The sequence below is a fragment of the Streptomyces lusitanus genome, assembly GCF_042647945.1.
In the GTDB taxonomy this organism is placed as follows: Bacteria; Actinomycetota; Actinomycetes; order Streptomycetales; family Streptomycetaceae; genus Streptomyces; species Streptomyces pseudogriseolus.
In genome coordinates this window covers 428,150-446,079 of the sequence record NZ_JBHRWL010000002.1, presented here as the reverse complement: position 1 = coordinate 446,079, position 17,930 = coordinate 428,150, and the positions used below count along the sequence as shown (strand labels likewise).

Genomic DNA, 17,930 nt, shown 5'->3' with positions numbered 1-17,930 from the left:
CGCGGCCCCCGGCGCGGGCACAGCGCCAGTACGGCTGAAGGCGGACGCCTCGGCTCCCGGTTGTGCAGGCACAGTGTCCGTACGGTCGGAGGCGGGCGCCTCAGGACCCGGCGCGGGCGCGGCGTCGGTGGGGCCCGGCGCGGCCCCCTGCGCGGGAACCGAGGTGCCTGCGCTCGGGGCGGCGGCCTCGGCGCGCGGGGGCGTCGTAGCGGCGGACACGGCGGTGTCGCCCGCGGGTGGGGCGTCGGGAGCCGCGTATTCGACGCCCGAGCCCGTCGAGGCGTCGTAGGCACCGGCGGTGGCGGGGCCCGGGGCCGTTTCCCAGTGGCCCGAGTCGGCGGGTCCGCCGGCGAGGGGCCTGCTCAGTTCGTAGTCGCCGTCAGGGCCCGTGCCGGGGGACGGCCTGCCGTTCGGGCGGGCGAGTTCGAAGTCGCCGTCGGGTCCTTCGGACGCCCCCGGTGTGCCCGGCTTCCCCTCGTTCATGCTCTCCCCACGGCTGGACCGGCACGGATCGTCGGCACCGTGCTCCGGTCCGCCCGTGCGGTGGAGCCCGGCTCGGCGCGCGGCCGTAGAGGGCCTGGGCGCGCCACCCGGAATCTAATCAGGTTCACGCGCCCCCGCGCAGGGGCCCGGTCAGCGGGCCGTCCGCGCGGTGTGCGTGGGCGAAGGGGCCGGGGACGGCGCGGCGGTGGCCAGGCCGGGGCTCTTCAGCCCGGCCGCCGACGCCCACGCGCTCAGTCCGAACGGCGGGGCCGAGTTCAGTGGCCGTATGTGCGGGGACACCGCCGTGGCGCCGCCCTGCGGGGACGCCGGGATGCCCGGCAGCAGCGGGGCCGCGACGCCGGTGGGGACGACGGGTCCCGCGCCCAGCGCGCTCTGGCCGCCGGCCGCCTGTCCGAGCAGCGGGCCGACGCTCCGGCGCCGGGAGTCCGGCGTGGTGGCGGCGCCCGCGCCCTGTGTGCGCGCCGGGGTCACGTTGCTCCCCTTGCCCTGACCGCGCGCCTCCGCGTCGGCCGGGGTGACGGTGGAGACGCCGCCGAGGGCGATCGCGGCGAGCGACACCGCGCCGGCGGCGACGAACGCCAGCCGCAGACCGCGCGAGGACGACCGCCCGGCGAGGCCCGCCGCGGCGGCGGCCGCGGGCTGGTGGCGCCGCACGGGCGCGTACGCGAACTCGAAGCGCTCGCCGCGCCGCGTCCCGAAGACGCCGGCGGTGGATCCGCCCGGCAGCGCGGAGCCGCCCAGCGGGGAGCCGCCGTCGCCGAATCCGCCCCCGGCGGGCAGCCCTTGAAGGCGCGCCAGAAGGCTCTCGGAGGGCGGCGGCGGCGCGGCGGCCGCGAACACGTTCTTCAGGCGGCGCTGCTCGTCCACCTCCGCCTTGCACTTGGCGCAGGTGGCGACGTGCGCCAGTACGCGCTCACGCGCGTCATGACCGAGCTCTCCGTCCACAAGGGCGGCGAGCCGGTCTCCCAGGTGATGCTCCGCGAGGTGACCCTCGGGGGACTTCGGCAGTGAACTGCTCACGCGCTCGCGCCCCCTCCCCCCAGTGCGGGGACACGCGGCACGAAGGAGGGCCGGTCCGCGCGCGCCTTGGGCGAGCGGTGCGCGAGGGCCTTGCGCAGCTGGGAACGGCCGCGGTGGATGCGGGACCGGACCGTGCCGAGCTTGACGCCCAGGGTGGCCGCGATCTCCTCGTACGACAGTCCTTCGATGTCGCACAGGACGACGGCGGCGCGGAACTCCGGGGCGAGCGTGTCGAGCGCCTGCTGGACGTCCGCGTCGAAGTGCGCGTCGTTGAAGACCTGCTGCGGCGTGGGCTCCTTGGAGGCCAGCCGCTCGGCCGCGTCCTCGCCGAGCGCGTCGAAGCGGATGCGCTGCTTGCGGCGGACCATGTCCAGGAAGAGGTTCGTGGTGATGCGGTGCAGCCAGCCCTCGAAGGTGCCCGGCGTGTACGTCGACAGGGAGCGGAAGACACGGACGAAGACCTCCTGCGTGAGGTCCTCGGCGTCGTGCTGGTTGCCCGTGAGCCGGTAGGCGAGCCGGTACACCCGGCCGCTGTGCATGCTGACGATCTCCTCCCAGGTGGGCGGAGTCCACGCCTGCCCGTCCGCGTCGGTGGAGAAAGTCGCGGTCTGGGCCGGGTCGCCGGCGCGGTGATGGTCAGCAGCGGTGTTGTTCACGGATTTCGGCCTGCCCGCCGATCCGAGGAAGCGCCTCAGCACTCCCGCACGATCCACAGGCGCAGCCGCACCTCCCCTGTCGGCTCTGGTGGTGTCCAGTGGAGCCCCTACCATAGCCACCTCGCCCGTTAGCTCCGGATAAGCGGTTTTACGAGAATTTGATTCGGGCTGCCACGGCTCGTACGACTGCGTCTGCTGTTGCGTCTGCTCCCGCTCGGCGTCCGCGTCCACTCCTCGCCCCCCTTCCCGGCACGCGCCTCTCTCTTCTCCTTTGAACGACTGGTCCCATCAGCGGGTTCCCGACGCCAACGGATACAGTCACGCCCAGGCAACCACGGGGACAGGAGAGGGTCATTACCGCCAACCGGCAGACGAGCTGGGCGTTCGCCGACGCCTATGTCGCCGAGGACGAGGCGCTGCACTGGGCCCGCGACCGGGCCCGCGAGGCAGGCCTGCGCTCGGTGTCACCCGGCACGGGCGCGGCCCTGCGGTTGCTCGCCGCCAGCGTGGACGCCAAGGCGGTCGCGGAGATCGGCACCGGCTGCGGCGTGTCGGGGATCCATCTGCTGCACGGCATGCGCCCGGACGGGGTGCTGACCACGGTCGACCAGGAGCCGGAGCACCAGCAGTCGGCCCGGCAGGCCTTCCGTGACGCCGGTTTCGCCGGCAACCGGGCCCGTTTCATCCCCGGCCCCGCGCTGGACGTGCTGCCGCGTCTCGCGGACTCGGGCTACGACCTCGTCTTCTGCGACGGCGACCGGCGGGAGTACCAGGACTACCTCGCTGAATCGTTGCGCCTGCTGCGCCCTGGAGGCCTGGTCGCCTTCGAAGGCGTCTTCGCGAACGGGCGCACCATGGACTCCGGCCCCCAGCCGACGGAGGTGCTGCGGCTGCGGGAGCTGGTGCGGGCCGTTCGCGAGAGCCAGGAGCTGGTGTCGTCGCTCCTGCCCGTGGGGGACGGGCTGCTGTGCGCGGTGAAGCGGTGAGCGGCCGTGGCACGGCATCCGCGTTCCGCTGAGGCCACGCGCCCCCTGGTTCCGCCCGGCTTCCCCCGTACGTGTGCGCAAACAGCCGCCCCGGCACCGCGTGCGGCACCGGGGCGGCTGAAAGGGTATGGTCGCTTGCGCGCGTCAGCCGACGACCTTCTTGAGGGCGTCGCCGAGCGCGTCGGCCTCGTCCGGGGTCAGCTCGACGACGAGCCGACCGCCGCCTTCGAGCGGAACGCGCATGACGATGCCCCGCCCCTCCTTGGTCACCTCGAGCGGGCCATCACCCGTCCGCGGCTTCATGGCCGCCATGCTCGTTCCCCTTCCTGAAACCCAGCTCAACCGTCTAAGCCGACGGCCCACTGAAGGGCACCTGCGGTCCTCGAAGCAGGACACACGCCACCGGCATCGAACACATTGCTTCCAGGCCATTATCCCGCATGGCAGGACCCGATGACCAACATCAGTAGGCATCGCTTGGGCAACGCGCGCGAGCAAAACCACTCAATTCGGCGATGTGACTGCGATACTGCGCGCCCGCACAGACATCCGGACACCGGAATGCCGACGCGATTGTTAGACGCAGGTCACACCGGGGCCGCCCGCCTGGACCCGTGAACTGGGTCATGCTGTCCTCCGAAGAGGACGTACTCACCAGTACGTCCCGAGCCGCACACGGAGGGATACGACCATGGCCGACACCGTGCTCTACGAGGTGAGCGACGGACTCGCGACGATCACGCTGAACCGCCCCGAGGCGATGAACGCGCTGAACGTCGCGGCGAAGGTCGCGCTTCGGGACGCGGTCCGGGCCGCCGCGGACGACGACGCCGTGCGGGCCGTGCTGCTGACCGCGGCCGGGGACCGGGCGTTCTGCGTCGGGCAGGACCTCAAGGAGCACATCGGGCTGCTGGCCGCCGACCGGGAGAACGGCTCGGGGCAGACCATGTCCACGGTGCGCGAGCACTACAACCCGATCGTGCGGGCGATCGCCGGTGCGGCGAAGCCGGTGGTGGCCGCCGTGAACGGCGTGGCGGCGGGTGCCGGGTTCGGGTTCGCGCTGGCCGCGGACTACCGGATCGTCGCGGACACGGCGGCGTTCAACACGTCGTTCGCGGGGGTCGCGCTGACCGCCGACTCGGGGATCTCCTGGACGCTGCCGCGGGTGATCGGGCCCGGCCGGGCGATGGATCTGCTGCTGTTCCCGCGGAACATCTCCGCGGAGGAGGCGTACGAGCTGGGGCTTGTGAACCGGGTGGTGCCGGGGAGCGAGCTGCGGGCGGAGGCCGAGAAGGTGGCGCGGGGGCTGGCCCAGGGGCCGACGGTGGCTTACGCGGCGCTGAAGGAGTCCGTGGCGTACGGGATGAGCCACTCGCTGGAGGAGGCGCTGGAGAAGGAGGACGAGCTGCAGACGCGGGCGGGGTCGTCCGAGGATCACGCGATCGCGGTGCGGGCGTTCGTGAACAAGGAGAAGCCGAAGTATTCGGGGCGGTGAGGGGTGGCTGCCGCCTGGTTCTTAAGGTGCGGGTGCGTTGTGGCTGACGTTTGCGCAGTTCCCCGCGCCCCTTGGGTGTGGGGCTGGCGCCGGCCCAGAAGTGCGGGGGTGCTGGGACTGGGTTTTGCGCAGTTCCCCGCGCCCCTGGGCCCTCCGTGCGGGTGCGTTGTGGCTGAGCGCGCAGTTCCCCGCGCCCCTTTGGGGCGCGTCAGTGCCCGCGTGTCTCAGGGGGTTGTCCTTGCCGCGCACTCTCGCAGGTGGTCGTTGACCAGGCCGCAGGCCTGCATCAGGGCGTAGGCCGTGGTGGGGCCCACGAAGCGGAGGCCGCGCTTCTTGAGGGTCTTGGACAGGGCCGTGGACTCCGGGGTGACCGCGGGGACGTCCGCGAGGGTGCGGGGGGCAGGGCGGCCGGCCGGTTCGGGGGCGTGGGACCAGATCAGGGCGTCCAGCTCGCCCGGCTCCCAGCCGGCCAGCACGCGCGCGTTGGCGAGCGTGGCGTCGATCTTCGCGCGGTTGCGGATGATGCCGGCGTCGGCCAGCAGCCGCTCGCGGTCGGTGTCCGTGAACTCCGCGACCTTGGCGATCCGGAAGTCGGCGAAGGCGGCGCGGAAGCCGGGGCGGCGGCGCAGGATCGTGATCCACGACAGCCCGGACTGGAACGCCTCCAGGCTGAGGCGCTCGAAGAGGGCGTCGTCGCCGTGCACCGGGCGGCCCCACTCCTCGTCGTGGTAGGCGAGGTAGTCCGGGGCGGACAGCGCCCAGGGGCAGCGCGGCAGGCCGTCGGGGCCGAGCGGCGTCTCGCCGGGGGTGTCGCTCACCGCTGATCGTCCTCCGGGTGCGGGGCGGGCTTGTCCATCGCCACGTGCGCCGCGGCGGCGCGCGCGCCGGCCAGCGCGGACTCCAGGTCGGCGATCCGGGCGTCCCGCTCGGCGAGTTCGGCGGCGAGGCGGCCGAGGGCGTCGTCCACGTCCGCCATGCGGTAGCCGCGGGCGGCGAGCGGGAAGCGCAGGCGGTCGACGTCCGCGCGGCCGACCGGGCGGTCCGGCGGCAGGGAGTCCTGGAGCCGCTCCGGCGCCGCCTCCGGCAGCGGGCCGTTGTCGCCGCCGCCCACCACGGCGAGGGTCACCGCGCCCACCACGACGGCCAGCGCGACGACCAGGAACAGGAACATAACCATCGCCGGGGCCCCCACGGTCGGATGAGTCGGAGTCGGATGTGTGGCTCCGATCGTGCCATGCGAGTCTGACAGTCGGGACCGCCGGGCGGACGGAGGCGGCCCGGACGGCAGGACGAGGAGAGGTTCCAGGGGATGCTCAGGCTGGGCAGGCGGGAATTCGCACCGCACGAGCGGGTGATCATGGCGATCGTGAACCGGACCCCGGACTCCTTCTACGACCAGGGCGCCACCTTCCGCGACGAGCCGGCGCTCGCGCGGGTGGAGCAGGCGGTGGCCGAGGGCGCCGCGATCATCGACGTCGGCGGGGTGAAGGCGGGGCCCGGCGAGGAGGTCTCGGCCGAGGAGGAGGTGCGGCGGACCGTCGGTTTCGTCGCCGAGGTGCGCCGCCGCTTCCCCGACGTGATCATCAGCGTGGACACCTGGCGGCACGAGGTCGGCGAGGCCGTGTGCGAGGCGGGCGCGGACGTGCTGAACGACGCGTGGGGCGGGGTGGACCCGCGTCTCGCGGAGGTGGCCGCCCGCCACGGCGCGGGCCTGGTGTGCACGCACGCGGGCGGGGCCGAACCACGGACCCGGCCGCACCGGGCGGCGTACGACGACGTGATGGCGGACATCCTCGAGGTGACCCTGGGGCTGGCCGAGCGGGCGGTGTCCCTGGGGGTGCCGCGGGAGTCGGTGATGATCGACCCGGGGCACGACTTCGGGAAGAACACCCGGCACAGCCTGGAGGCGACCCGGCGGCTCGGCGAGATGGTGGCGACCGGGTGGCCGGTGCTGGTGTCGCTGTCCAACAAGGACTTCGTCGGCGAGACGCTGGACCGCCCGGTGAAGGAGCGGGTGGTGGGGACGCTCGCGACGACGGCGGTGTCGGCGTGGCTGGGCGCCCAGGTGTACCGGGTGCACGAGGTCGCCGAGACCCGTCAGGTGCTGGACATGGTGTCGTCGATCGCCGGGGACCGGGAGCCGGCGGTGGCGCGGCGCGGGCTGGCGTGACGGGGGCCGGCGTGACAGAGGCGGGGCGGCGGGGTCGTCGCCCCGGCCGCCCCTGAGGTGCCGCGGACGGTCAGCGGCCCGCTTCCTTGGAGACCAGGGCCACGGCCTCGTCCACGTCGTCCGTGACGTGGAACAGCAGCAGGTCCTTCTCCGCCGCCTTGCCCTGGGCGATCACCGTGGAGCGCAGCCAGTCGACGAGGCCGCCCCAGTACTCCGTGCCGAACAGCACGATGGGGAACTGGGTGACCTTCTGGGTCTGCACCAGGGTGAGCGCCTCGAAGAGCTCGTCGAGCGTGCCGAGGCCGCCGGGCAGGACCACGAAGCCCTGCGCGTACTTGACGAACATCATCTTCCGGACGAAGAAGTACCGGAAGTTGAGGCCGATGTCGACGTACGGGTTGAGGCCCTGTTCGAAGGGCAGCTCGATGCCGAGGCCGACGGAGACGCCGTCGGCCTCCAGGGCGCCCTTGTTGGCCGCCTCCATGGCGCCCGGGCCGCCGCCCGTGATGACGGCGAAGCCCGCCTCGACCAGGCCCCGGCCGAGCCGCACCCCGGCCTCGTACTCGGCCGAGCCGGCGGGGGTGCGGGCGGAGCCGAACACGCTGATCGCGGGCGGCAGCTCGGCCAGGGTGCCGAAGCCCTCGATGAACTCCGACTGGATGCGCAGCACCCGCCAGGGGTCGGTGTGCACCCAGTCGGTCGGCGCGCGCTCGTCGAGCAGCCGCTGGTCGGTGGTGCTGGACTGCACCTGACCGCGCCGGCGGAGGACCGGCCCCAGGCGCTTCTCGTCCGGCGGCTGCCGCTTCCCCTCGGGGTTGCCCGTAGCCATGTGCGCTCCCTCCGATTGCCAGGTCGTACCGCCTCAGCGTAGATCTACGCGGGTTACGTGCGGGGGACGTCAGCATGTCCGCGGGAGAGCGTTCCAAACGCGCTCCCGCCCGTACGGGGGTCAGGCGGTCAGCCAGGACCGCAGCCGCTCCTCCCCCGCGAGGATCTTGGCGGTGTCGACGCGCTCGTCCCGCTTGTGGGCGAGGTGGGGGTTGCCGGGGCCGTAGTTCACGGCGGGGATGCCCAGCGAGGAGAAGCGGGAGACGTCGGTCCAGCCGTACTTGGGCTGCGGGGTGCCGCCGACCGCCTCGATGAAGGCCGCCGCGGCCGGGTGGGACAGGCCGGGCAGGGCCGCGCCGCTGTGGTCGTCGACGACGAACTCGGTGACACCGCAGTCGGCGAAGACCTCCCGGACGTGCGCCAGGGCCTCCTCCTCGCTGCGGTCGGGGGCGTAGCGGAAGTTGACGGTGACGACGCACTCGTCGGGGATGACGTTGCCGGCGACGCCGCCGGAGATGCCGACCGCGTTGAGGCCCTCGCGGTACTCCAGGCCGTCGATCACCGGCCACCGGGGCTCGTACGCGGCGAGGCGACCGAGGATGGGCGCGGCGGCGTGGATGGCGTTGGAGCCCATCCAGCCGCGCGCGGAGTGGGCGCGCTCGCCCGTGGTCTTCAGCAGCACGCGCAGGGTGCCCTGGCAGCCGCCCTCGACCTGCCCGTCGGAGGGCTCGAGGAGCACCGCGAAGTCGCCCTCCAGCCAGTCGGGGTGCGCCTCGGCGACGTGCCCCAGGCCGTTGAGGTCGGCGGCGACCTCCTCGTTGTCGTAGAAGACGAAGGTGAGGTCGCGGTTGGGTTCGGGGACGGTGGCCGCGATGCGCAGCTGGACGGCGACCCCGGACTTCATGTCGCAGGTGCCGCAGCCCCACAGGACGCCGTCCTCGTCGAGACGTGAGGGCACGTTGTCCGCGATCGGGACCGTGTCGATGTGGCCGGCCAGGATCACCCGCTCCGGGCGGCCCAGCCGGGTGCGGGCCACGACGTTGTTGCCGTGCCGGTCGACCTCCAGGTGCGGCAGCGCGCGCAGCGCCGCCTCGATGGCGTCCGCGAGCGGCTTCTCCGTACCGCTCTCGGAGGGGAAGTCGACGAGCTGCGCGGTGAGACGCGCGGCGTCCAGCGTGAGGTCAAGCGGGGTGTCGGCCATGCCGTCGACCCTAGCGCGGGAGGTGAACGGCCCGGTGTCCACACCTGGCTCACATGTGAACGTACTCTCCAGTACCTTGTACGCGTGCCAGAGCCGTCCCCCACTCCTCAGCGCAAACGCCGTGGCCGTCTGTTCCGCTGCGGCGCGGCCTTCGCGGTGCTGTCAGCCGTCGCCGGTTACCTCGTGGTGCAGTACGTCACCGGAGGCTCGGGCGGACCGGGCTGCAAGGTCGTGTCCGGCAAGGGCGACGGGGCGACCTACGAGTTCACCCCCGAGCAGGCGGTGAACGCGGCGACGATCGCCGCCGTGGGCACCGCGCGCGACCTGCCCGAGCGGGCCGTGACGATCGCGCTGGCGACCGCCCTCCAGGAGTCGGCGCTGCGCAACATCGACTACGGCGACCGTGACTCGCTGGGCCTGTTCCAGCAGCGTCCCTCGATGGGCTGGGGCACACCGCGGCAGATCACGGACCCGGCGTACGCGTCGGAGAAGTTCTACGAGCACCTGGAGAAGGTGCCGGGCTACACGCGGCTGCCGCTGACCGTGGCCGCGCAGAAGGTGCAGCGCAGCGGCTACCCGCAGGCGTACGCCAAGCACGAGCCGGACGCGACGCTGCTCGCCGCCGCCCTCACCGGGCGCTCGGGGGCGACGCTGACCTGCGACGGCCGTCCGGCGGCGACCCGGGCGAAGGGCGCGGACGCGGTACGGGCCGCGCTGGCGCGGGACTTCGGGCGCGACGTGCTGGAGCCGGCGGGCGCGGAGGTGGACGACGCGAAGGGCCGGTCCTCCTCTTCCTCTTCCCCTTCCTCGGACGCGTCGCCCGGCACGGAAGCGGAATCCGGCGACGGCACCGTGACGCTGCCGGTCACCACGGTCTCCGGCGACCGGCGGGACGCCGGGGCGCGGGGTTGGCAGCTGGCCCACTGGGCCGTCGCCAACGCCTCCGAGCTGCACATACGGAGTGTCACCTACGCGGGCCGGGAGTGGGTCGCCGGGCACACCGACAGCCGGTGGCGGCCGCTGGACGGCAAGGGGCAGGCAGGCTCGGACGGGAAAGCGACCGGAGAAGCGGAAGCGGTCCGGATCACGACCGGTTCGTAGCCCCGGGCCGCCCGCGGGCGTGGCCGTGCAGGCGTACGGGTGATCACCCGGAGGCGTTGATCGGGTCCGACATTGCGCCGCATTGCCGACTCTTTGCCGGACACGCGCGCAACCTTCTTGGCGGTCGGGCGGTAATCAGTGCGTTCGGGCGGCCGGTCCTGACCGTCCGCCCGGACACCACTGTTGTCTGCCGTCGAAGGAGCACCATGTCCCTCCCCCTGACCCGTCGGATCGCCCGTGCCGCGCTGCTCGTCGCTGCGGGAGCGGCCGCCGGGGTCGGTGCGGCCGGTTCCGCGAGCGCGGCGCCGTCGCTGCCGTCCGCCCCGAACCTCGGGCTGAGCGCCCTGGACGGTGCGCCCGGCAAGACCGTGGGCAACGTGACGCGGGGCGTCGAGAAGACCGCGCCCGACGCGACCGAGGTGGCCCCGGCCGCGGGCACGACCGTGAAGAAGGCCGTGCCGGTGGTGAAGGAGCTGCCGACCGACTCCCTCGGCAAGAGCGGCCCGACCAAGAACCTGCCGGTCAAGGGCCTGCCCCTCGCCTGACGCCGCCGCCGAAGGCGACCGACCAGCGACCCGAAGGGCCCGGGACCCTCTCCCCCGGGCCCTTCGGCGTGTCCGGCAACAGCCCGCGGGCGCTGTCCTGGCGCCGGGACGGGCGGACCGCCCTCCTGGAGCGGGGCGGTGTCAGGCGGTGAGGCGGTTGACCGCCGCCCGTACGCGTTCGTCCGTCGCGGTCAGCGCCACGCGGACGAAGCGGTCGCCGGCGGGGCCGTAGAAGTCGCCGGGGGCCACCAGGATGCCGTGGCCGGCGAGGTGGGCGACGGTGTCCCAGCAGGACTCGTCGCGTGTGGCCCACAGGTAGAGGCTGGCCTCGCTGTGCTCGATGCGGAAGCCGTGGGCGAGCAGCGCGTCGCGCAGGGCCGTGCGGCGGGCCGCGTACCGCTCGCGCTGGACGCGGACGTGTTCGTCGTCGCCGAGGGCCGCCACCACGGCCGCCTGGGTCGGCGCCGGAGTCATCATCCCGCCGTGCTTGCGGATCTCCAGCAGCGGGCCCAGCACGGCCGGGTCGCCGGCCAGGAACGCGGCGCGGTAACCGGCCAGGTTGGACCGCTTGGACAGGGAGTGGACGGCGACGACGCCATCGTAGGAGCCGCCGTTGACGTCCGGGTGCAGCACCGAGACCGGGTCGGCCTCCCAGCCCAGCTCGAGGTAGCACTCGTCGGAGAAGACCAGGACCCCGTGCTCACGGGCCCAGGCGACGATCCTCGTCAGCTCCTCCTTGGGCAGCACCCGGCCCGTCGGGTTGGACGGCGAGTTGAGCCACAGCAGCCTCAGCCGCGCGGGGTCCAGCTCGGTCGGGTCGTCGTACGCCACGTGCTCCGCGCGGGCCAGCCGGGCGCCGACCTCGTACGTCGGGTAGGCCAGGCGCGGGTAGGCGACCTGGTCGCCGGGGCCGAGGCCGAGCTGGGTGGGGAGCCAGGCGACGAGTTCCTTGGAGCCGACGACCGGCAGGACGTGCCGGTGGGTCACCTCGCGGGCGCCGAGCCGGTGTTCCACCCAGCGGGTGAGCGCGTCCCGCAGCTCCGGGGTGCCCCACACCGTGGGGTAGCCCGGCGAGTCCGCCGCCGCGATCAGCGCCTTCTGAACGTGCTCGGGCACCGGGTCGACGGGCGTGCCGACCGAGAGGTCGACGATGCCGTCGGGGTGCGCGGCGGCCGTCTTCTTGTACGGCTCCAGCTTGTCCCAGGGGAAGGCGGGCAGCCGGTCGGAGACTGCGGACACGGGCGGGGGCTCACTTTCTGGTTCGGCGAACGCCTCGGTCCCGTACGGCGGGCGGGCCGTACGGGACCGAGGGCGACGCGTCGGTGCGGGGCCGATGCGGGACGGCTACGCCTGCGGCGGCAGCGCGGCGATGAACGGGTGGTCCCGCTCGATCAGACCGAGCTTGCTGGCGCCGCCGGGGGAGCCGAGCTCGTCGAAGAACTCGACGTTCGCCTTGTAGTAGTCCTTCCACTCCTCCGGAGTGTCGTCCTCGTAGAAGATGGCCTCGACCGGGCAGACCGGTTCACAGGCGCCGCAGTCGACGCATTCGTCCGGGTGGATGTACAAGGACCGCTGGCCCTCGTAGATGCAGTCGACCGGGCACTCCTCGATGCACGCCTTGTCCTTGACGTCGACACAAGGCTGCGCGATGACGTAGGTCACGCTGTCGTTCCTCCTCGATAGGGCGCTGGCGGGCCTCCTCAGGCTCCGCCGCCTGGCGCGCGGGAGCGCGGCGTCGTCGATGCCCGCCCCTAGTATCTCCGTTCCGGAGCATGATCCGAACAGGAGGGGTGAACTGACCTGTGGAAATCTCGGCCGCCGGACGCCTCGAGGTCCGTATCACCGCTGCTGACGTGGGGAAACGGGTCTCCGTGAGGAGCTTGATCGAACATGGTCCCTCGGGTGAGAAGTTCACCGACACGGTCGGGGTGCTCACATCATGGGACAACGGTGTGTTGCGAATCACAAGGAAGAGCGGCGAACGTGTCCGCGTCGCCGAGTCCGCGCTGGTCGCGGGCAAGGTCGTGCCGGGCGCCCCGGCGCGTCGGCGTGGCCCCGCGGCGTCGTACGAGGAGCTGGCGCGGGTGGCCGCGCGGGGCTGGCGGCCGGTGGAGAGCGAGCGGCTCGGCGGGTGGGAGCTGCGGGCGGCCGCGGGGTTCACGCGGCGGGCCAACTCGGTGCTGCCGATGGGCGACCCGGGCCTGCCGCTCGACGACGCGCTGACGGCCGTACGCCGCTGGTACGCGGCCCGCGGGCTGCCGGCGTACGTCCAGACCGCGACCGGCGCGGAGGGCACGCAGGAGCTGCTGTGCGCGGAGCTGGAGCGGCGCGGGTGGGTGCGCGAGGTGACCGCGGAGCTGTGGACGGGCGGACTGGCCCCGGTCGCCGACCTGGGCGACGACACCTCCGCGGTGCGGCTGTCCCGGGACGCGGACGAGGCGTGGCTGGCGCGGTACCGGCGCAAGGGCGTGAGCGAGGTGGCCCTGCGGGTGCTGGGCGGAGGGTCCCCGGGAGGCTCGCCGGGCGCCCCGGCCCCGGCTGAGCCGTCGGTGTGGTTCGCGACCGTGCCGGGTGAGCCGGGCGCGGCGGCGCCGGCCGCGATCGGGCGGTGTGTCGTGGACGGCCGGTGGGCCGGGTTCGCGGCGGTCGAGGTGGATCCGGCGCGGCGGCGGGAGGGTCTGGCCACGGCCGTGATGACGGCGCTGGCCGCCCGTGCCCTCGAGGAGGGCGCCTCGGCGGCCTGGCTCCAGGTCGAGACGGACAACGAGGGCGCGCGGGCGCTGTACGACCGTCTGGGCTTCGCCCCGCACCACGCGTACCACCACTACCGCGCGCCGGAGGGACGTACGCCGGAGGAGCCTGCTCCGGATTCGTCCGCCACGGCGGGTGACGGGGCGCCGTGAGCGGGCACGAACCGGGTATGCGTTCCCCCTGTCCCCCGCCGCCCGACCGCTCCGCCGAACTGCGCAAGCGGTTCGCCGAGGAGGCCCGCTCCGAGCGGCCGGGCCTGTCCGCGCTGTGCCTGCTGGTGGCCGCGGAGGGCGACGGCACGCTGGACGAGGCGGGCATGGACGCGGTGGAGATCGAGCTGGACCGGCTGGCGGGCGAGCTGCCGCACCGGCCGGGCTCGCCGCACGCGTGGGCGGTGGCGCTGCGGGACCTGCTGGGCGAGCGGTACGGCTTCCACGGCCTGCCGGACGACTACCGGCGGCTGGAGTCCTCCCTGCTGCACGCGGTGCTGCGGCGGCGGCGCGGGCTGCCGATCCTGCTGTCGGCGGTGTGGATCGAGGTGGCCCGGCGGGCGGGCGCGCCGGTGTACGGCGTGGCGCTGCCCGGGCACTTCGTCGTGGGCTTCGGAGACGCGGAGGGGCCGGGCCCCGGGCAGGTGCTGGCCGACCCGTTCGACGGGGGCCGGGTGCTGACCGGGCCGGACGCGGAGCTGCTGGTCGCCGGGGCGACCGGGGGGCCGCTGGAGCCGTCGATGCTCACCCCGGCGGGGACGCTGGAGGTGATCGCGCGCATCCTGAACAACGTCCGCGCCTGGGCGGCGACCCGCCCCGAACGCACCGACGTCGGCCTGTGGGCCCTGGACCTCGCCCTGCTCCTCCCCTCCCACCCGGCCCGCCTGCGCTACGAACGCGCCCAGCTCCTGGTGCAGCGCGGCGAGTTCACGGCGGGCGCGGCGGAACTGGAGGCGTACGCGGACATCGTCACGGCGGTCGACCCGGAGGCGGCGAACCGCATCCGAGGAGAGGCGTCGGCGGCCCGCGCCCTGCTCAACTGACGCCACGCGGCCGGCACCGGGCGGCTGTCGCCGAGCGCGCCGGCGTGGCTCACAGCCACCCCTTGTCCCGTGCGATCCGGACCGCCTCCGTGCGGTTGCGGGCGGCCAGTTTCTGGATGGCTGTGGAGAGGTAGTTGCGGACCGTGCCCGGGGAGAGGTGGAGGGTGGTGGCGAGGTCCGCGTTGGTGGAGCCGTCGGCGGCGGCGCGGAGGACCTCGCGTTCGCGGTCGGTGAGGGGGTTGGCGCCCTCGGCGAGGGCCGCGGCGGCCAGGGCCGGGTCGATGACGCGTTCGCCGGCCAGCACGCGGCGGATCGCGTCCGCCAGCTGCGCCGCCGGGGCGTCCTTGACGAGGAACGCGTCGGCCCCGGACTCCATCGCGCCGCGCAGATAGCCGGGTCGCCCGAAGGTGGTCAGCACCACCAGCCTCAGGTCCGGGAGTTCCCGGTGCAGCTGCGCCGCCGCCTCGATGCCGGTCGCGCCCGGCATCTCGATGTCGAGGAGCGCCACGTCCACGTCGTGGGCACGGGCGGCGGCCAGGACCTCGTCGCCGCGCGCGACCTGCGCGACCACGTCGATGTCGGCCTCCAGCCCCAGCAGCGCGGCGAGCGCCTCGCGGACCATCGCCTGGTCCTCGGCGAGCAGGACTCGGATCACGCGGCTCCCCCTTCCCGCCCCGGTTCCGCGGCGGTCTCCACAGGTACGCGGGCCGTCAGCCGGAATCCGTGCCGGACGGGCCCGGCGTCCAGTGTTCCGCCCACGGCGGCCAGCCGCTCACCCAGCCCCCGCAGACCGTTGCCGGGGACGTACGAGGAGCCGCCCGCACCGTCGTCCTCCACGGAGAGTTCGAGCACCGGGCCGTCGAGGGTCTGGCGGCGGACCACGTCCACGGCGCAGCGCCGGGCGCCGCTGTGCCGGACGACGTTGGTGACGGCCTCCCGCAGCGCCCAGGCGAGTGCGGACTCGGCGTCCTCGGGGGCGTCGCCGAAGCCGGCCGGGTCGGGCAGCTCGGGGACGACGCCCGCGGCCCGCAACGCCACCCGCGCGCCGTCCAGTTCGCCCGCGAGCCGCAGCCGCCGGTAGCCGGTGACGGCCTCCCGGACGTCGACCAGCGCCTGCCGGCTGACCTGCTCGATGTCGGCGACCTGCTGGGCCGCCCGGTCCGGGTGGTCGGGGAGCATCCGGCCGGCCAGCTCGCTCTTGAGGGTGATCACGGACAGGGAGTGGCCGAGCAGGTCGTGCAGGTCCCGGGCGAGCCGCAGCCGCTCCTCGTTGGCGGCGAGGTGGGCGACGGTGGCGCGGGCCTCGCGCAACGCGACCGTGGTGCGGATGAGTTCGCGTACGCCGGTCATGGCGAAGCCGCCGAGCGCCGCCGGGACGAGCAGCCCCCACAGCAGGTCGCGGCCGTCCGGCACGGCGAACGCGACGGCCGTCATCAGCGCGCACGCGCCGGGGACCGTCCAGCGGGACAGCCGCGGGGGCAGGGCCGCGCCGGACGCGATGGAGACGTACACGAACAGCACCAGCCACTCGCGGCCGAGCGTGAGCGCCAGCAGGGCGGACTGGGCGGCGAGCACCCCGAGGGAGCCGAGGACGGGCGCCGGGCGGTCGACGCGCCCGGCGCGGAAGACGAGCAGCATGTACCAGGTGACGAACACGGCGAGCCCGAGCCAGCCGAGGGCGCGCACGCCCGCGGGGTGTCCGCCGTGCAGCAGGTCGCTGACGGGTGCGCTCAGGTAGACCAGCCAGATGGCCGTCCACAGGGCCTTGACGGCCCGCTGCCTGAGGTTGGCGGGGCGCTGACCGATGTTGACGCCGATGCCGCTCACGCCTTCAGGGTGTCCTTCCGGTACAGCCAGGCCGCGCCGCCGGTGAAGAGGACGAAGAAGGCCAGCAGGACGGTGACGTCCTGGACGGCCGGCGCGTGGTGCTGTTCGATCGCCCGTCCCAGTGCGGCGTACGCGTGGGTCGGCAGCCAGGTTGCCACGTCCTGGAGCCACCCCGGGAAGGTGGTGGTGGGCATCCACAGACCGCCCAGCAGGGACAGTCCGAAGTAGACGATCATCGTGATCGGGCGCACGGCGTCGCCGGTGGCCGCGTAGCCGATGGCCACCCCGAGAGCGGCGAAGACGAGGCTGCCCGCCCAGATCGCCGCGGTGAGCGCGAGCCACTGCCAGGCGTCCAGCCGTACGTCCTTCACCACGGCGGCGACGACGAAGACCAGCACGATCGCCGGCAGGGCGCCCACGGCGGCGGCCGCGGTCTTGGCGAGGACGTAGCCGCGGCCGGGCAGGGGCGTGAGCCTCAGCTGCCGTACCCAGCCGTTCTCGCGTTCCTTGGCGATGCGTTCGCTGTTGCCCATCAGCACGGCCGTCAGGGCGCCGAAGGACGCCATGGAGACCATCAGGTAGGCGGGCAGGGTCAGACCCGTGCCGTCGAGGGGCTCGGCGGAGTCGGCCGTGCCCGCGATCAGCAGGAACAGCACGCTGGGGTAGAGCACGTTGAAGAACTGGAACTTGCGGTTGCGCAGGACGCGCAGGATCTCCAGCCGGATCAGTCCGTTCATGCGGGTACGGCCTCCTCTGTGCCGGTGCGGGCGTCCGTCTCGGTCGGGGCGTCCGTCTCGGTGAGGGCGACGAAGGCCTGTTCGAGCCCGAGTCCGGCGACCTCGAGGTTGCGGGGGTAGAGGCCCATCCCGTACAGGGCGTGGACGGTGGCGTCGGCGTCCGAGGACCGCATCCGCACCGTGCCGCCGGGCGACACGGTGACGGCCGTGACCGCGGGCAGCCGGCGCAGCGCGGCCTCGTCGGGCGTGCCGGACGTGCCGGGCGTGCCGTCGGTCAGGTCGAAGGAGACGCGCCGCATGCCGGTGCTCGCCTTGATCTCGGTGGCGGTGCCGTCGGCCAGCAGCCGCCCCCGGTGCAGGACCAGCACGCGGTCGGCGATCGCGTCGGCCTCCTCCAGGTAGTGCGTGGCGAACAGGACGGTGCGGCCCTGGTCGGCCTGGTCGCGCATGGTGGCCCAGAAGGCGCGCCGGGCGGTGACGTCCATGCCCGTGGTGGGCTCGTCCAGGACGATCAGGTCGCTGTCCCCGGCGGTGGCGAGGGCGAAGCGCACCCGCTGGGCCTGGCCGCCGGACAGCTTGTCGGCGCGGCGGCCGGCGATCGCGGTGAGACCGGCGCGGGCGAGCACCTCGGGGACGGGGTAGGGCCGCGGGTGCAGTCCGCAGGCGAGCCGCACCAGTTCGGCGACGGTCACCTCGCCCATCAGCCCGCCGCTCTGGAGCATCGCGCCGACCCGTCCGCCGACGATCGCCTCGCGGGGGCTCGTGCCGAGCAGCGTGACCGTGCCGCTGTCGGGCCGCTTCAGACCGAGCAGCAGGTCGAGCGTGGTGGACTTCCCGGCCCCGTTCGGGCCGAGGAGCGCCACGGTCTCCCCGGGCCGCAGGGTGAGACTCACCTCGTCCACGGCGCGCACGTCGCCGTACTTCTTGGTCACTCGGTCGAAGACGACCGTGTCCGTCGTTGTCATGCGGCCATCGTGTCGGCCGGGGGCGGGCGCCCGGCAGTGTCGGCGGTCGTGAGCCCGGCATGACAGATGTCATGCAGGTGCCGGACTCAAAGGCAGCGGCGCCGCACGGAG

At 73.8% G+C, this 17,930-nt stretch carries 20 protein-coding genes; 7 read left to right on the top strand and 13 right to left on the bottom strand.

Features of this window, described 5'->3' with window-relative positions; genetic code table 11:
* Positions 1 to 633 precede the first annotated feature (633 nt).
* On the bottom strand, positions 634 to 1,524 hold the full coding sequence (locus ACFOSY_RS03475) for a zf-HC2 domain-containing protein (protein ID WP_394305216.1): 891 nt from the start codon (positions 1,522 to 1,524) through the stop codon (positions 634 to 636).
* Positions 1,521 to 2,180 carry an RNA polymerase sigma factor SigE gene (gene sigE, locus ACFOSY_RS03470; protein WP_394305215.1) on the bottom strand — a complete coding sequence of 220 codons (660 nt, stop codon included), beginning with the start codon at positions 2,178 to 2,180 and terminating at the stop codon, positions 1,521 to 1,523. Before sigE ends, ACFOSY_RS03475 begins: the two co-directional genes overlap by 4 nt.
* A 287-nt stretch (positions 2,181 to 2,467) precedes the next feature.
* Here sigE and ACFOSY_RS03465 point away from each other — a divergent pair, with 287 nt between their 5' ends.
* The gene (locus ACFOSY_RS03465; protein ID WP_394305438.1) at positions 2,468 to 3,166 is read left to right on the top strand and encodes an O-methyltransferase; all 699 of its coding nucleotides are present in this window, start codon (positions 2,468 to 2,470) and stop codon (positions 3,164 to 3,166) included.
* 144 nt (positions 3,167 to 3,310) lie between these two features.
* Here ACFOSY_RS03465 and ACFOSY_RS03460 read toward each other — a convergent pair whose 3' ends face one another.
* Entirely contained in the window at positions 3,311 to 3,478 is a 168-nt protein-coding gene (locus tag ACFOSY_RS03460) for a DUF3117 domain-containing protein (RefSeq protein ID WP_003966491.1), read from the bottom strand.
* A 379-nt stretch (positions 3,479 to 3,857) separates the two neighbouring features.
* On the opposite strand from ACFOSY_RS03460, the gene chcB reads away from it, so the two are divergent.
* Positions 3,858 to 4,661, top strand: coding sequence for a 2-cyclohexenylcarbonyl CoA isomerase (gene chcB, locus ACFOSY_RS03455; protein ID WP_394305214.1), 804 nt, complete (start codon positions 3,858 to 3,860; stop codon positions 4,659 to 4,661).
* Between the two features lie 224 nt (positions 4,662 to 4,885).
* Here chcB and ACFOSY_RS03450 read toward each other — a convergent pair whose 3' ends face one another.
* Both ACFOSY_RS03450 and ACFOSY_RS03445 read right to left on the bottom strand, forming a co-directional pair.
* A complete protein-coding gene (locus tag ACFOSY_RS03450) occupies positions 4,886 to 5,479 on the bottom strand; it encodes a DNA-3-methyladenine glycosylase I (RefSeq protein ID WP_394305213.1) in 594 nt (197 codons plus the stop codon).
* Complete coding sequence (locus ACFOSY_RS03445) at positions 5,476 to 5,838, bottom strand: DivIVA domain-containing protein (RefSeq protein WP_394305212.1); 363 nt, start codon at positions 5,836 to 5,838, stop codon at positions 5,476 to 5,478. The genes ACFOSY_RS03450 and ACFOSY_RS03445 overlap by 4 nt, the downstream gene beginning before the upstream one ends.
* A gap of 132 nt (positions 5,839 to 5,970) precedes the next feature.
* Here ACFOSY_RS03445 and folP point away from each other — a divergent pair, with 132 nt between their 5' ends.
* Positions 5,971 to 6,831, top strand: coding sequence for a dihydropteroate synthase (gene folP / locus ACFOSY_RS03440; protein WP_394305211.1), 861 nt, complete (start codon positions 5,971 to 5,973; stop codon positions 6,829 to 6,831).
* Between the two features lie 70 nt (positions 6,832 to 6,901).
* Here the strand turns inward: folP and ACFOSY_RS03435 are convergent, their stop codons facing one another.
* Both ACFOSY_RS03435 and dapE read right to left on the bottom strand, forming a co-directional pair.
* A complete protein-coding gene (locus ACFOSY_RS03435; protein WP_394305210.1) occupies positions 6,902 to 7,660 on the bottom strand; it encodes an LOG family protein in 759 nt (252 codons plus the stop codon).
* A 120-nt stretch (positions 7,661 to 7,780) separates the two neighbouring features.
* Positions 7,781 to 8,860: a succinyl-diaminopimelate desuccinylase gene (gene dapE, locus ACFOSY_RS03430; protein WP_394305209.1), complete on the bottom strand. Its 1,080-nt coding sequence runs from the start codon at positions 8,858 to 8,860 to the stop codon at positions 7,781 to 7,783.
* A gap of 84 nt (positions 8,861 to 8,944) precedes the next feature.
* Here dapE and ACFOSY_RS03425 point away from each other — a divergent pair, with 84 nt between their 5' ends.
* Together ACFOSY_RS03425 and ACFOSY_RS03420 are read left to right on the top strand one after the other, a co-directional pair.
* Complete coding sequence (locus tag ACFOSY_RS03425) at positions 8,945 to 9,961, top strand: heavy metal transporter (protein WP_394305208.1); 1,017 nt, start codon at positions 8,945 to 8,947, stop codon at positions 9,959 to 9,961.
* Between the two features lie 206 nt (positions 9,962 to 10,167).
* Complete coding sequence (locus tag ACFOSY_RS03420) at positions 10,168 to 10,506, top strand: ATP-binding protein (protein WP_394305207.1); 339 nt, start codon at positions 10,168 to 10,170, stop codon at positions 10,504 to 10,506.
* 141 nt (positions 10,507 to 10,647) lie between these two features.
* Here the strand turns inward: ACFOSY_RS03420 and ACFOSY_RS03415 are convergent, their stop codons facing one another.
* Both ACFOSY_RS03415 and fdxA read right to left on the bottom strand, forming a co-directional pair.
* Positions 10,648 to 11,745, bottom strand: coding sequence for a bifunctional succinyldiaminopimelate transaminase/glutamate-prephenate aminotransferase (locus ACFOSY_RS03415; protein ID WP_394305206.1), 1,098 nt, complete (start codon positions 11,743 to 11,745; stop codon positions 10,648 to 10,650).
* 105 nt (positions 11,746 to 11,850) lie between these two features.
* Complete coding sequence (fdxA, locus tag ACFOSY_RS03410) at positions 11,851 to 12,168, bottom strand: ferredoxin (RefSeq protein WP_004926152.1); 318 nt, start codon at positions 12,166 to 12,168, stop codon at positions 11,851 to 11,853.
* Between the two features lie 140 nt (positions 12,169 to 12,308).
* On the opposite strand from fdxA, the gene ACFOSY_RS03405 reads away from it, so the two are divergent.
* Both ACFOSY_RS03405 and ACFOSY_RS03400 read left to right on the top strand, forming a co-directional pair.
* On the top strand, positions 12,309 to 13,409 hold the full coding sequence (locus tag ACFOSY_RS03405) for a GNAT family N-acetyltransferase (protein ID WP_394305205.1): 1,101 nt from the start codon (positions 12,309 to 12,311) through the stop codon (positions 13,407 to 13,409).
* Positions 13,410 to 13,426: 17 nt separating this feature from the next.
* A complete protein-coding gene (locus ACFOSY_RS03400; RefSeq protein ID WP_394305204.1) occupies positions 13,427 to 14,290 on the top strand; it encodes a transglutaminase-like domain-containing protein in 864 nt (287 codons plus the stop codon).
* Between the two features lie 49 nt (positions 14,291 to 14,339).
* On the opposite strand, the gene ACFOSY_RS03395 is transcribed toward ACFOSY_RS03400, so the two are convergent.
* The 4 genes from ACFOSY_RS03395 to ACFOSY_RS03380 are packed head-to-tail and all read right to left on the bottom strand — an operon-like array spanning position 14,340 to position 17,819.
* On the bottom strand, positions 14,340 to 14,945 hold the full coding sequence (locus ACFOSY_RS03395; RefSeq protein WP_394305203.1) for a response regulator transcription factor: 606 nt from the start codon (positions 14,943 to 14,945) through the stop codon (positions 14,340 to 14,342).
* Positions 14,942 to 16,117 (bottom strand): sensor histidine kinase, encoded by a 1,176-nt coding sequence (locus ACFOSY_RS03390; protein ID WP_394305202.1) that lies wholly within the window; start codon positions 16,115 to 16,117, stop codon positions 14,942 to 14,944. Before ACFOSY_RS03390 ends, ACFOSY_RS03395 begins: the two co-directional genes overlap by 4 nt.
* On the bottom strand, positions 16,114 to 16,854 hold the full coding sequence (locus ACFOSY_RS03385) for an ABC transporter permease (RefSeq protein ID WP_394305201.1): 741 nt from the start codon (positions 16,852 to 16,854) through the stop codon (positions 16,114 to 16,116). The genes ACFOSY_RS03390 and ACFOSY_RS03385 overlap by 4 nt, the downstream gene beginning before the upstream one ends.
* Positions 16,851 to 17,819 (bottom strand): ABC transporter ATP-binding protein, encoded by a 969-nt coding sequence (locus tag ACFOSY_RS03380; protein ID WP_394305200.1) that lies wholly within the window; start codon positions 17,817 to 17,819, stop codon positions 16,851 to 16,853. Before ACFOSY_RS03380 ends, ACFOSY_RS03385 begins: the two co-directional genes overlap by 4 nt.
* Between the last annotated feature and the right edge of the window lie 111 nt (positions 17,820 to 17,930).